The following is a 13,836-nucleotide window of genomic DNA, read 5'->3' on the forward strand; positions in this document are numbered from 1 at the left end:
TCATGGCTCCTCATATGATCTCCAGATCAGCATGCAGCGCGCCTGCGGCTTTGATGGCTTCCAGAATGGCGATGATATCGCCCGGAGCGGCACCTACGCTGTTAATCGCATTCACCAGGTCATTTAGGGAAGCTCCCGGCGCAAAGAGGAACGCATGATTTTGTGTCTGGTTAATACTGATATCAGACGCCTTGCCTGTCACAGTCTTGCCGGACGCGAATGCATTGGGCTGGCTGACATAAGGCCGCTCTGAAATGACTACGGATAGATTGCCATGCGCGACGGCGACGGGAGAAATAGACACATTCTGGTCTACCACAATGGTGCCGGTTCTGGAATTGGCGATGACACGTGCGCGTATGTCTGCCGGCTGCATTTTGATATTTTCAATTCGTGAAATAATGGGGACATATTGGCTCATCAAGCGTTTGTCGTAATAAGTGCTTTGATAGTGGTCTTCTTCACTTTTATAAGAGGCGGTGTCGCCATGATAGACGGGTATGTCATTGGGGTCTAAACGCAGATTATGGATTTTGACCCGTACGGAACTCGCGTCCAGGGCGTGGGCTACTTTGCGTCCGAATTCATGATTGATGGCTTGTTCAATGCGCTCAGCAGTGGTGAAATCAGGGTTTGACAGTTCGAAGGTGATGGCGCCGTCCTTGACAAACGGCATATCTATGGTTTTTTCTATCGTGGCGCCGTTAGGGATGCGGCCGCTGCTGGTGGAATTGACAATGACTTTCGAACCGTCGCTTCCCTGTGCTCCAAATCCGGATACCACCACGCTCCCTTGTGCTACGGCATACGTCTGACCATCGGCACCGCGTAACGGTGTCATCAATAATTCACCGCTTCTCAAACTGGTCGCGTTACCTAATGATGCCACGGTCACATCCAGTTTCTGGCCGATTCTGGCGAATGGGGGCAGAGACGCGCTCAAGGCGACGGCGGCCACATTCTTGAGCTGCAAATTGACGCCAACGGGCAGGCGTATGCCGAATTGCAGCAACATGTTCGTGAAGCTTTGCTGGGTGAAAGGTGTCTGGTTCACACGATCTCCTGTGCCGTCCAAACCGACAACAAGGCCATAACCTACCAGTTGATTGTCGCGGACACCGGCAAGATTGGTGATGTCCTTGATTCGCGTGGAATAAGAAATAGATATTGGCAATATCAGACCGGCAAATAAAAACAGATATCTGGTCAAGCGCATCATAGCCCACCTTGAGAGCACACTTGATATCAGATATGCAAATTTCATGCCACAATTCCGTTGCCGCACACTTTTGTTTGAATGGGTGTAGTGATACCATGAGAGAATCAAGCGCGAATCCGTGCAGACAGGATGTCACATGAAGGTGCAAACACCCGGTTCCGATAAACAAAATCAGCTTTTATCAAACACTGATTCCGCCACTCTGTCGCAACTCTCTGCGCCTACAGATTTTTTCTCGGATATCATCACCAGCATGTTATCAGTATCCGCCGCACAAATGAACAAAGAATCCGAATCCCGGCCGGCGGGTGAAGCGTTGCTTGAGAATAAGGAAAATCATGCCCAGGAGGTGCCCGCGCCTGTTGAGGGTGTCTCTGGTTTGTTATCAGACATATTGACCAGTCTGGCAGCCGCGTCTTTTGCTGCGGGGCGGGATGCACAGGCCCATTCAGGCGAGATGCAAGTGCGGACGCCGTTGCAAAACCAGGGTACGGCGCTTCAGGCTGATCCAGCTTATAAACCCGGCATTTCTGGGGGAGCGTCATTCGCGCAAAAAACCGTGATGACATCCGCTTCCCTGCGGGAAAAAGTGCCGGCCGCAGAACCCGGCTTTGCAAGCCGTCAAAGCGCGGCTGATCCGTCTTTATCAAAACCTATGGCGGCAAGTTCAGACAAGGTATCCGCATCCGATCTCGCCTATGTCGTGCCTGAATCGGCAGCGAGCGATGATGTGAAACCGGCAGCTTCCAGGATAAATGTTGTTCGTGACCTGCAGCGGATAGCAGGAGAAGAGAGCTTGCGCCAGCCCATGGCTGACTTCCCTAGGGTTGAGTCCGATAACCTGGATTTGGGTTTACTCAGACCTCACGGCTTGGAAGCGGTTGTCAGTCGGGCACCTGCCACAATGTCCCGTCAAGATGACGGTACAGGGGACGTGACCGTTTACCATTTCGATAAAGGACCGAGCTTGTACACACTGGATACAGGAAACAGATATGCAGACGCCCTGGTGCAAATGGGAAGTGTGATGCAAAATCAGATTTCACAAACTTTGAGTGAGGATCGGTCATTTCTGCAGTCGCTGCCTGCGTCCCGTGAAACACATGATCCTGATCATGAATTAAAAATTGATTGGTTTCCGGCTTCTGCCGATATGCCGGGCGAAGAATCCTATATCGCCAATATCAAGATTCATCCTCCTGAACTGGGTTCAGTCATGGCCAAATTAAAAATAGATAAAAATGGCGCCCAATTGATTTTGCTTGCAGAAAATCAGCGTGTAAAAGAAATAGTTGAATTAAATTTGCCACATTTAAGGGAAGGTTTCCAGAAAATGGACATACAGATTTCACACATACAAGTGGATGTCCAATCTTCATCTTCCGGTACAAATGATCAAAATACAGAACAACGGAAGACTCCTGATTTGTTTATAAGCGATCAAGATCAGGCAGGTATAGACAAGCAGCCTGAGATATCGTCTTCTTCCGTCAAGCACGTCAATTCACTTATAGATACCTACGCCTAAATGGGTCTTCACTCGCGCCTATGCTCGGTTTTGTGCCTGATTTATTCCTGAAAATAAATTTAAGGATATGCGTTCAGCGGCGATAAGCAGTAAGGAAGCAGCTGAATTTAAATCTTAAGGAGATTCATATGGCACTTATTATTAACACGAATGTAAGTTCACTGTTTGCGCAGCAATATCTGGCGCAAAACCAGACGAACTTATCGAACACTCTGCAACGCCTCTCGTCGGGTAAACGCATTAATAATGCAAGCGATGATCCGGCAGGTTTGGCAATCGCATCTACCATGCTGGCAAACGTTAACGGTTTGAATGTGGGCTCTCGTAATGGTCAGGATGGCGTTAACCTCGTGGCAACCGCTGCGGGCGCAATGCAGGTTATTCTGAATGACCTTCAGACGATGAACCAGCTCGCTGTTCAGGCGGCTAACGGTACGAATGGATCCCAAGACCGCGCAAACCTGGATGCTCAATATCAGGCATTGTTGAGTGAAATTGGCCGCATCACTACTCAGACCAATTTCAACAACGTATCTATCTTGGGCGGCGGTTCTATTTCCATTCAGATTGGCTCAGGTAACACTTCAAATGATCAAATTACCGTTAACTTGACCAATACCAGCACGGGTTCAGCAGGTCTGAATATTGCCGGCACGGACCTGACCAGCGCGACGAATGCCAGCACTGCAATTGGTTCCCTCAATCTCGCCATTGCTGCATTGACCACCGGTCTGGCGACCATTGGTGCGGATTCAGCCAACTTGCAAGCGGCTATTCAAAGCAATAACGCCTATGCGACCAATCTCACCGCAGCGCAATCAGCTATCATGGATGCTGACTATGCCGCTGAGAGTGCGAACATGGCGAAATTCACAATATTAAGCCAGTCCGATGTTGCCATGTTGTCACAGGCGAATTCTGCACCGTCGCTTGTGCTGCAGTTATTAAGGCAATAATAGCAGGCCGTACGAAATCCGGGGTTGACGCCCCGGATTTTGACCAGCAGACCATCAATATGCACTATGGAATGGGACTTATATGAGCAGTATTGGATTGAATCTTTATGATGTGACAGATACTGTAGACAAATTGATGGCCAAGCAATACATCAAGTATTTTCAATTGCAGACGGCGAAGAGCGCGGAACAGATACAGCTGACCGCTTACGGGAGTCTGCAATCCTTGTTCACGACGTTCCAGCAAAAAATGAAAAGCCTGGGTGAAGCGTTTGATACCATTGCTTATCAAGCCGTGTCGTCAAATAGCGCGATCGTTAATGCGGTTGTGACGGGTAACGGCGTTGGTTCGGGCAGTCACACCTTGACGGTGACGCAGCTGGCACAGGCACAGCGCTATTCCTCCCAGGCTGTTTTTTCATCGAGATCGACCGGGTTGGGATTCGATGAGACACTGACATTCACGAATGGCGGTGCGGAAAATTTTTCCATCGACATTGACAGCGGTGATTCACTGGAAGCAATCCGCGACAAAATTAACAATGCGCAAGACAACATCGGTGTCTCAGCCGCGATTGTCACTTCCACGGGAACTGGCGGCGCGCTTCAATATAATCTGGTTCTGACCGCGAGTGAAGGCACGGCGAACCAGGTCGCCATCACGGGAGACACGGGGAATCATTTTGATTTTACTGAAACTGTGGCTGCGGCAGACGCGGAGTTTACTTTTGACGGATATAATGAAGTACGCTCCTCCAATGCTGTCGATGGTGTGATGGATGGATTAAGCTTTACCCTGTCTGCGCTTGGAACGGCGACCGTCACCACCAGCTCTAACAATGTCAACGTGGGCGAGAAAGTGAAATCAGCGCTGATTGATATGCTGGCTGCCTATAACCAGATCATTACCTTTCTGGACGGCAATCAGTATGTCACTTCCAAAGATGAAAACAGCAAACAGTCAACCACACTGGTCAATAATGTATTCGGGTTTATCAAGTCGAGGCTGCAGACAGCCATGAATACCGCATTCAATGGCGCGGGCGGCGTTCATACGCTGCGAGACGCCGGGATTGTGATCAGCCCGTCAACCAAAGTAACAGATCAATATGACACAGCAAGAGAATCTACGTCCATTGGCAGCCTGATGATCGATATCAAACCGCAGGATGCCTATGATGGAAGCACTACGATGGATTGGCTTTTGAATAATGACTTCAACGCACTGAAGGATTTCTTCACCAACGAAGATTCGGGCTTGTTCGCGAATGTGAATGATATGATTGATAATCATATCATTTCCAGCGAAAGCGACGGGATTATCAAGAATGCCATGGATTCCGTGCAGAAACAGGCGGCATACACTGATAAGCAGATCACATCAGAAAAAGACCGGCTTGATTTGGTGAAAGCGGGACTGATAGACCAGTTCTCCCGGTTGAATGGCGTTATTTCCTATTATCAAAACATCAGTGACGCTCTTGAAAAACAGTATGCTTATTTGGATAATCTGATTCGCAGCGGAAAATAATGAAGGGATTCATATGAAAAGCTCAAACGACGCCTATGCTGAAATAGAAACAACGACAGATGTGATGACAGCTTCAAGCCACCGCTTGATTCAACTCATGATTGATAAATGCCTGCAGCACATTGAATTGGCAAAAACACACCTGCTGGCCGGTGATATACAAAAAAAATGTCAGTCGATAGCGAAGGCGCTCGACATTGTTGAATACCTGCGTATTTGCCTCAATCACAATGATGAACGGTCAAAAGACTTGTCTTCTCTATTGGATGCGCTTTATGCGTATCTGCAAAAAAACCTGGTCCAGGCAAATATCAAAAATGATATTCATTGCCTGGATGAAGCGAAAAAAATACTGGGAACCTTGAAAGAAGGATGGGATGGCATTGGATGATCCGGAGTATCGGGCCGCATGATGGAACCCTGTAGCCGTATTATTAGCAAGCTGAAGGTCATCGACGGTTTGGCGCATGATCTGCTGACTGCAATATCTGACCGGAATCTGGATCATCTGGAAGCTATGATGACGCGGCGCCAGGAAAAGATCATTGAGCTGGTGGCTGAACTCGCATCCGACTTGAATAATGCAATGAATCATTATCAATATCTTGATCAGATTCGCAAACAGGATGCTGAAATAATGCATGCGCTCAAGAGTGAGAACGAAAAAGTAAAAAATGCCCTGTCTCAGTTCCATAAAGTCAGAAAATACAGTCTTTCCTAGCATTGATTTCACCATTCGCGTGCATCGTCACGCAAGTTGCGCATGACATCCGCGCTTGAGGGCGGGGCGTTGGGAATTCCATCGATCGTGTGGACTGAGTATGTGTGTCAGTGATTCGCCCGTGCCTGACTGTCACACTGGTTTCAGCGTTTGGGTCCGGGATGAGGTCCTGGTCCGGGTGCCGGTCCGGAAAATGGCGGCTGTGCATAAACGTATGGCTGGATAATCGGTGACTGATTACAGTTGTTATCTACTATATAAGGTTGTTTATCTCCCGTGGTATAGAGGCGATCCGATGTGCCGTCGCCATTGGGTATGCTATAGGCGCCAGGAGGCAGTCCGTTGCCGGATGTGCTGTAAGAACCATTGCATGTCGGCGGCGTACTGGCGGGAGCCTGGCCATTATTATTAATGATGGTCTGATCCGCGAATGCCTGGCAGTTCACCGACATCCATAAAGCTGCGGCTAACCACGCATAGCTGCCTTGGGTTGTTTTTATCATGAGAATGCCCTCGTGTCAGATCCTGCTTTTACTATTATATCATTGCAGAAAACACCAAGGTTTGGTTTCTAATGATTTCAACCGTCATCAGAGGCAGGGCGTGTTTAAAAATTACACATCCCGGGTGATCGCTGTCCTGGCGGAAAATGGCAGAATGCCGTAGTCGGTGCGGCAAAGAATTGCCATCAGCGGCAAAAAGCGGAACAGGCATCTTGAATTCAATGTGGAGTGATTGCGACTGAATGCACCGGTTGTTTTACCCGCGCTTGCATTTATGTCTTCTTTTTAAAGGGATTGCTGCTTCCCGATTTTGATTGGCACGAATCTTGCAGTAAGTCTTGTACGGATACAGGAGTAACTGATATGGCAGATTCAATTTTTGGGGTTTCAGAAAAAGCCTTGCAATTGACAGAAGAGCGCAGCGTCATGCTGACCAATAACCTGGTTAACAGCAGTACGCCGCATTATAAGGCGCGAGACATTGATTTTCACCAGGCGCTGCAAGATGCCAATCAGGCGTATTCGCTCAACAGAACCAATCCCAATCACATCGAGCCTGAAAATCAGGTCAGCGGACAGCCGATTCTTTATCGTGTGCCCATGCAAATGAGTCTCGACGGAAACACGGTTGATGATGAGATTGAGCGTAAAAACTTTATTGAAAATGCGCTGCGATATCAAGTCAGTTTGACATTTGTTCAGAATAAATCAGATGAACTCATGAAAGCGATCAAGGGAGAATAACCATGTCGGCACCGATTAAAAGCCTTGAGCAGGTGTTAACAAATGCAGCAAGCGGTTTGAGCGCGCAAAGCATTCGCATGAATACCATCGCGAGTAATCTTGCAAACGCGGGAAGTGTCGGGTCCACTGAAGAAAGCACTTATCATACCAAATATCCGGTGTTCAGCGAAGTCAAACAGGGTCTGGCAGGGATGGGACAAGATGATCAGCCTGTTGGAGGGGTCAGGGTCTCAAGCGTCAAGGATAGCCAGAAACCGCTTGAAAAGCGCTATGAACCCAGTCATCCGCTCGCAGACAAGGACGGGTATGTATACATGACGGATGTCAATCCCATATCAGAGATGACGAACATGATCTCTGCTTCCAAGGAGTATCAGGCCAACGTTGAAATCATGAATACGACAAAAAACCTGATCATGCAGACATTGAGTGTAATCAATACTAAATAGCGAGAAATTTTATGACAATTATCAAGGATTCATTAAGCTCGGACGGCATGGGTTACGATCTTAACGGAATGAAAAGTGAAGCGCAGGGCGGAAAAAAGGAATTGTCAAAAGATGATTTCATGACCATCTTTTTGACGCAAATGCGCATGCAGAGTCCGCTAAAGCCGTATGACAGCGCACAAATGCTTCAGCAAATGTCCATGCTGACATCCTTGACGGCAACGGAAGAACTGCAAAAAACCATACAAAGTCTTGGCATGAGCATCTCAAAGTCGCAAGTCATGTCTGCATCACAGTTGATAGGGAAAAAAGTGCAAATTCCATCAGGCGTCAGTCCTCTGGTAACGGGTGAGGGATTGAGCGGCTCGGTCATCCTGCCCGGCGAAGTATCTGACGTGACCATTACGATCAAGGACAAGGATGGCAAGGTCGTGAAAACGATAAACAAAGGTTCGTCCGGATCGGGTGTGCTGGACTTCGACTGGGATGGGAAAGATGCGGATGGAAATGATTTGAAGCCGGATTTTTATAAAATATCGGCCATCGCGACCATGGACGGGAAAAAAATTGATGTTCCCACGGCGGGCACTTTTAAAGTGGGAAGTGTGGCGATGAACCCTACCAATGGCGCTGTGATACTCAATGTTGACGGTCTCGGCGGCGTGGATATGGGTGAAATAATCAAAATATTGTAGTCACGTCACTGCCTGAGTGAGGTGACGCACTTTAAAATACAAGGAGAGCATGTCATGGGTATTGGAAATATTGCAGATACGGGTATGCGGGCTGCCATGTCCAACATGGAAGTGATCAGTCATAATATTGCAAATGCGAACACCATAGGATTCAAGAAATCATTCATTAATTTCGCAGACATCTATCCGTCAGCGAACGGCGCGTCCAATCAGATCGGCTTGGGTGTGGACGTATCCAGCGTGAACCAGAATTTCGCAACGGGAAGTTACACTTATACCAATCAGCCTCTGGACCTGGGAATTAACGGTAACGGATTTTTCATTGTCAAGGATCCTTCATCGGGACAAATCAGTTATACCCGGGCGGGACGCTTTGAACCCAAGCAAGGCTATATCACTTTTGGCAATCATAGGCTACAGGGATTTACCGCGGTCAATGGCACCATACCTGCCGGCAGCAGCATCACGGATTTACAGATCAGCAACGCTTCATTGCCTGCCAGCGCCACGACCAACGTCCAGATCAAGGTCAATCTTGACTCAAATTCCACCGTACCAGGCAGTGTTTTTGATCCCAATGATTCCACAAGTTATAACTATCAGTCCACCGCCAACATCTATGACAGCCTGGGCAACACACATGCCGTGACGTCATATTATGTGAAGACAGCTGCCAATAACTGGAATGTGAATGTCTATGTTGATGGTGTGTCGGTCGGTTCCGGATCAATGACGTTTACAACCAGCGGCCAGCTTTCGTCCTCTACCGGCTTAGGCAGTCTGAGCTATTCTCCAACGACGGGCGCGACATCGCCGCAAGCGTTTGCGCTCGACATGACCGGCTCCACGCAATACGGGAGCGCCAATTCAGTAAACCTGACTGAGGCGAATGGATATGCGCCAGGCTTGTTTTCAGGCGTGAATATCGATAGTGACGGCAAGGTGTATATGCAGTATACGAATAGCCAAAAGCTGCTGGCGGGACAGGTCGCCATTGCAAATTTCCAGTCGCCTGAAGGACTGATTGACATTGGCAATATGTCCTGGATTGCTTCCGCCGATTCGGGTTCCGCGATTGTTAACCAGAATAATAGCATCGGTAACATCCGCACCGGATACGTTGAACTTTCCAATGTGGACTTGACCACGGAAATGGTGAATCTACTCAGTGCGCAACACACTTTCCAGGCCAATGCACAGGTGGAAAATACTTACAATGAAGTCATGCAGACAGTGATCAAGCTCTAAGACGATGACAAAGAGGCAGTGTTATGGATAAGTCCTTATTTATCAGCATGAATGGCGCATACAACTCGATGCGCCAGCTAGAGATTATCACCAATAATCTTGCCAATGTGAACACAACCGCGTTTCGGGCTGATTCCACGTTTATACGTGCGCATGAAGTCAATAGCGGCGGACAACAGAGCCGGGTGTATTCCCGATTAGATAAAACCTATACCAATTTTAAACAAGGGAATATCTTTAATACGGATCGCGACCTGGACGTGGCAATTAACGGGGATGGATTTATTGCCGTGCAGTCCAAATCAGGACGAGAAGGTTATACTCGGGCCGGCAGTCTGCAGATCAGAAATGGAATTTTGACTACGCAGACTGGTGAAATCGTCATGGGCAATGGAGGTCCTATCAATATTCCGCCGGCTGAGAAAATCAGCATTTCGCCGGATGGAACAGTGACAGCCCGTTTTATCGGAGAAACCGAATTTGTGCCCGTCGATAAGATCAAATTGACCAATCCAAAAGTTGCGGAGCTGCAGAAGGGCACGGACACATTGTTTTATCTCAATGGCAACGGTACTGCGCCGTACGACCCGAATGTGACAGTGATATCAGGGGGGCTGGAAGGAAGCAATGTCAGCGCGATTGAAACCATGACCCAGTTAATCGAATTGACCAGGCAGTATCAAATCCACACCAATTTTATGAAAACGATAGCTGATGACACAGCCAAAATAAATCAGGTATTGGAATTAGGGCGTTAACAGGAGGAATTTGCAATGGATCTGGCATTGATGATAGCGAAGTCAGGCTTGGATGCACATCACAAGAGCATTGAAGTCATCAGTAATAACCTGGCAAACGCAAATACGACCGCGTTTAAAAAGAACCGGGCAGAATTTGAAGATTTACCGTATCAAGTGATCAAGCAGCCTGGTGCCCAAGAATCCGATGACATCAACAATGCAGGGGGAATTGTTATTGGAACAGGGGTTAAATTATCCAATAACTCCAAAATCTTAACTGATGGATCTCTTATTACTACTGGCAAGGCCCTGGACATAGCCATACAGGGCAGAGGCTTTTTACAGGTACAAATGCCAAATGGCAGTGATTATGCGTATACGCGCGCGGGCAGCCTGCGCGTGAATAACCAGGGTCAGATTACGCTTCCTAACGGGTATCTCGTGCAGCCGCCAATTACCATCCCGCCTGGTGTTGAGCGCATTGAAATCAGTGAAGACGGTGTCGTGAATGTGATCGTTCCTGGTTCTACCACGGAACAATCCATTGGTACGCTGCAGCTTGCTGATTTCATTAATCCGGATGGCCTGCTGCCAATCGGTCAAAACCTTTATCAGGAAACAACCGCGAGCGGAACACCCACGTTGGGTAATCCAGCCCAGGATGGCATGGGCCTGGTCAAGCAAGGCGCTCTTGAAGGGTCCAATGTGAACGTCGTCGAGGAAATGGTGAATTTGATTGAGGCCCAGAGAGCTTTTGAAGTCACGTCAAAGGCTGTGTCGGCGGTGGATAATATGCTGCAATATCTTAACCAGGCAACATAAGCATGATCAGGCCGAATAACAAGTTTTGTGCATGGGTGTTGGCGTTTGCTGCGACGAGCGTGCTATGCGGTTGCTCGCCGCACTGGATGGATGAGGCGGGGCTGCGTGATGAAACGGTTTATCCCGCAACCTTTCCCATTGATAATCCGCCTCCTCCCAAAACCAATGGCTCTATTTACCAAGCCGGCCATGAAATTTCACTTTATCAGGATCATGTGCCGGGCCGCATCGGCGACATTTTGACAGTGCGCCTGGAAGAATCCACACAGGGTGAAAAGAAAGCGAAAATGAAGACCAACAAAAAAACCGCCAATACTTTCACACTGCCTTCCATTGAAAAAGGTCATATTTACGGCCGGGATGTGAGCCTCGATTCAGATATGCAATTTGACGGCGATGGTGAAAGTAACCAGCAAAATAAATTACACGGAACCATTTCAGTGACAGTGACTCGTGTTTTGTCTAATGGCAATCTGGTTGTGCAAGGAGAATCCTGGCTGACGATCAATCAGGGACGCGAATACATTCGCCTGACGGGTATTGTAAGACGTGAAGATATAGATGCAAGCAATACTGTTTCATCTCAACGGCTAGCGGATGCCAGAATCAGTTATAGCGGAACCGGGCAAGTTTCAAACGCCGCCAGAGGCGGAATCATTACACAATTCCTGTTTAAGTTCTTCCCGTATTAGACGATAGTCTATTTATATGCGAGGTCATATATGAGTGACATATTCACGATCGGGGTTAGAGGGCTTCTGGCATTTCAGGCCGCGATCGCGGTAACCGGCCAGAATATTGCAAATGTCAAAACACCTTATTACAGCCGCCGTGAGATTACCCTGGCTGAAGATTTGTTCAACGGCGGAGTCAATATAGCGGATGTCAGACGTGTTTATGATGAAACCGCGAGTAAATTCTTGCAACAAAGTAACAACCTGGTTGAAATGAGCGGGGTTTATTTTCAGCAGATAGCGGAACTAGAATCCCTGCTGGGCAATGACATCAGCGATGAAAATAAAAACACCATCGCCACTTACCTGAATGATGCGCTGAAGGCGCTGCGCGAGTTGAATGGCGACACAAGCTCCCTGCAGTCACGGACAGCCTATTTAAACAAATTATCCGCGTTAGCTAACCGGATCAACGACATAGGCGGACAGATCAGCCAGCGCCAGGCTAATATTAACCAGTCGCTCAATGCGACTGTCGGTACGGTTAATCAGATTACCCGGCAGATTGCCGATTTGAACAAACAAATCGCGAACGCCAATGGCCAGGATGTATCCGCGCTTCTCGATTTACGCGAAGCGCAAGTGCAGGAATTATCAAAGTATCTGGATTTCAATACACAAGTGGACGAGTCAGGGCAGTTAAATATCCTGATCAACAATGGCACGCCTATTGTTTTCGGAGGTGACGCCGCGGCGCTGTCCGCAGAATCAAATCCCGCTAATCCGGATAATCTCATTTTAAAAATGACAATGGGCACATCCAGTATCGACGTGACCAATCTTGTTCATGGCGGCCAGATTGCCGGATTATATCAGGCGCAATCAGTTTTACAACAAGCACAAAGCGCCTTGGGACGTCTGTCATTGGGTATCATGGGTACAATCAACGCTCAAAACAAACTGGGAATTGATTATAATGGCAGCCTGGGCGGTAATATATTTAATGATATTAACAGCGCCGGCGCGGTCAATGGACGTGTGCTGACGAATTCGAATAATGCCGGCAATGCGGCCATGACTGTTAATATAACAGATGTAAGACAGTTAAAAACATCGGATTATAAATTGGTGTTCGATACTCCCACTCATTACACACTGACAAGAATTTCTGATAACAATGTTATGGGGAGCGGAACAATTTCGTCATTGCCACAGCAGATCAGTGCTGATGGATTTACTATCAATATTAATAGCGGCTCTATTTCTGCTGGCGATCAATTTACCATATCGCCTAATCGCGGTGCCGCGAATGAAATGAAAATGGCGGTCACCGATCCGAAATTACTGGCGTTGGGATGGCCAGTCAAGGGCGAGGCAGATATCGCCAACAAGGGAACCGGGGCCGTCAAGGTGGAATCGATTATTGATACCGGAAATTCCGCGTTCTCTCTGCCGCAGCAATTGAACCCGCCCATCATGATTCAGTTTCTGACCGCAACCAGCTATCAACTGGTTGATGCCAATACCAGCAGTGTCATAGAAGGCCCTATTACTTATAATCCGTCGACGGGAGCGGATATTTTCCCAACACCGGGAAGTTACGATCCTGGTTACCGGGTTTCGATTTCAGGAATTGTGCAACCTGGAGACTTGTTTCACCTTGATTATAACTCGAACGCGATTGGGGATAATCGCAATGGCTTGGTTATGGAAGAAGCGTATCAGAAAGGAATATTGGAGGGCGGTTCCCTGTCATTCACGCAAGGCTATAATCTTATGTCAGGAGATATCGCCATTCAGGTAAATTCGGCCAAAATCAATTTGAAAAGTTATGGCGCGGTACGTGAACGGGCATTTATGCAATTCAGCCAGGTGTCAGGAGTCAGTATACAGGAAGAAACAACAAACCTGGCCATGTACCAGGAGTGTTATCAGGCCAGCGCACAGATTTTACAGGCAGCAAAAACTGTGTTTGACACTATTATCAGCATAGGAAGAAGTTAACC

At 47.9% G+C, this 13,836-nt stretch carries 15 protein-coding genes; 13 read left to right on the forward strand and 2 right to left on the reverse strand.

Annotation, left to right across the window (positions count from 1 at the left end):
- Positions 1-10 precede the first annotated feature (10 nt).
- Positions 11-1,219 (reverse strand): flagellar basal body P-ring protein FlgI, encoded by a 1,209-nt coding sequence (locus AQULUS_RS11890; protein ID WP_232051923.1) that lies wholly within the window; start codon positions 1,217-1,219, stop codon positions 11-13.
- A 136-nt stretch (positions 1,220-1,355) separates the two neighbouring features.
- On the opposite strand from AQULUS_RS11890, the gene AQULUS_RS11895 reads away from it, so the two are divergent.
- The 5 genes from AQULUS_RS11895 (at position 1,356) to AQULUS_RS11915 (ending at position 5,955) form a co-directional block, all read left to right on the forward strand.
- A complete protein-coding gene (locus tag AQULUS_RS11895; protein WP_148340486.1) occupies positions 1,356-2,747 on the forward strand; it encodes a flagellar hook-length control protein FliK in 1,392 nt (463 codons plus the stop codon).
- Between the two features lie 128 nt (positions 2,748-2,875).
- Entirely contained in the window at positions 2,876-3,703 is an 828-nt protein-coding gene (locus AQULUS_RS11900) for a flagellin N-terminal helical domain-containing protein (RefSeq protein ID WP_148340487.1), read from the forward strand.
- A gap of 82 nt (positions 3,704-3,785) precedes the next feature.
- Positions 3,786-5,234, forward strand: coding sequence for a flagellar filament capping protein FliD (gene fliD, locus AQULUS_RS11905; RefSeq protein WP_148340488.1), 1,449 nt, complete (start codon positions 3,786-3,788; stop codon positions 5,232-5,234).
- Between the two features lie 13 nt (positions 5,235-5,247).
- Positions 5,248-5,625 (forward strand): flagellar export chaperone FliS, encoded by a 378-nt coding sequence (gene fliS, locus AQULUS_RS11910; RefSeq protein ID WP_148340489.1) that lies wholly within the window; start codon positions 5,248-5,250, stop codon positions 5,623-5,625.
- Positions 5,626-5,643: 18 nt separating this feature from the next.
- Positions 5,644-5,955, forward strand: a complete 312-nt coding sequence (locus AQULUS_RS11915; protein WP_148340490.1) for a hypothetical protein — start codon at positions 5,644-5,646, stop codon at positions 5,953-5,955.
- 143 nt (positions 5,956-6,098) lie between these two features.
- Here the strand turns inward: AQULUS_RS11915 and AQULUS_RS11920 are convergent, their stop codons facing one another.
- Entirely contained in the window at positions 6,099-6,458 is a 360-nt protein-coding gene (locus AQULUS_RS11920) for a hypothetical protein (RefSeq protein WP_148340491.1), read from the reverse strand.
- 363 nt (positions 6,459-6,821) lie between these two features.
- On the opposite strand from AQULUS_RS11920, the gene flgB reads away from it, so the two are divergent.
- From flgB to flgK, 8 genes are read left to right on the forward strand one after another with little or no spacing between them, the layout of a single operon-like run.
- A complete protein-coding gene (gene flgB, locus AQULUS_RS11925) occupies positions 6,822-7,202 on the forward strand; it encodes a flagellar basal body rod protein FlgB (RefSeq protein ID WP_148340492.1) in 381 nt (126 codons plus the stop codon).
- Positions 7,203-7,204: 2 nt separating this feature from the next.
- The gene (gene flgC, locus AQULUS_RS11930; protein ID WP_148340493.1) at positions 7,205-7,651 is read left to right on the forward strand and encodes a flagellar basal body rod protein FlgC; all 447 of its coding nucleotides are present in this window, start codon (positions 7,205-7,207) and stop codon (positions 7,649-7,651) included.
- An 11-nt stretch (positions 7,652-7,662) separates the two neighbouring features.
- Entirely contained in the window at positions 7,663-8,346 is a 684-nt protein-coding gene (locus tag AQULUS_RS11935) for a flagellar hook assembly protein FlgD (protein WP_148340494.1), read from the forward strand.
- Between the two features lie 54 nt (positions 8,347-8,400).
- Positions 8,401-9,594 (forward strand): flagellar hook protein FlgE, encoded by a 1,194-nt coding sequence (locus AQULUS_RS11940; protein WP_148340495.1) that lies wholly within the window; start codon positions 8,401-8,403, stop codon positions 9,592-9,594.
- Positions 9,595-9,617: 23 nt separating this feature from the next.
- On the forward strand, positions 9,618-10,352 hold the full coding sequence (gene flgF, locus AQULUS_RS11945; protein WP_148340496.1) for a flagellar basal-body rod protein FlgF: 735 nt from the start codon (positions 9,618-9,620) through the stop codon (positions 10,350-10,352).
- A gap of 15 nt (positions 10,353-10,367) precedes the next feature.
- Positions 10,368-11,156 (forward strand): flagellar basal-body rod protein FlgG, encoded by a 789-nt coding sequence (flgG, locus tag AQULUS_RS11950; protein WP_148340497.1) that lies wholly within the window; start codon positions 10,368-10,370, stop codon positions 11,154-11,156.
- A 2-nt stretch (positions 11,157-11,158) separates the two neighbouring features.
- Positions 11,159-11,848: a flagellar basal body L-ring protein FlgH gene (locus AQULUS_RS11955; protein ID WP_148340498.1), complete on the forward strand. Its 690-nt coding sequence runs from the start codon at positions 11,159-11,161 to the stop codon at positions 11,846-11,848.
- A 30-nt stretch (positions 11,849-11,878) separates the two neighbouring features.
- A complete protein-coding gene (gene flgK / locus AQULUS_RS11960; RefSeq protein ID WP_148340499.1) occupies positions 11,879-13,834 on the forward strand; it encodes a flagellar hook-associated protein FlgK in 1,956 nt (651 codons plus the stop codon).
- The last annotated feature ends 2 nt before the right edge of the window (positions 13,835-13,836 follow it).

Origin of the sequence: Aquicella siphonis, assembly GCF_902459485.1 — a bacterium.
Lineage (GTDB): Bacteria > Pseudomonadota > Gammaproteobacteria > DSM-16500 > DSM-16500 > Aquicella > Aquicella siphonis.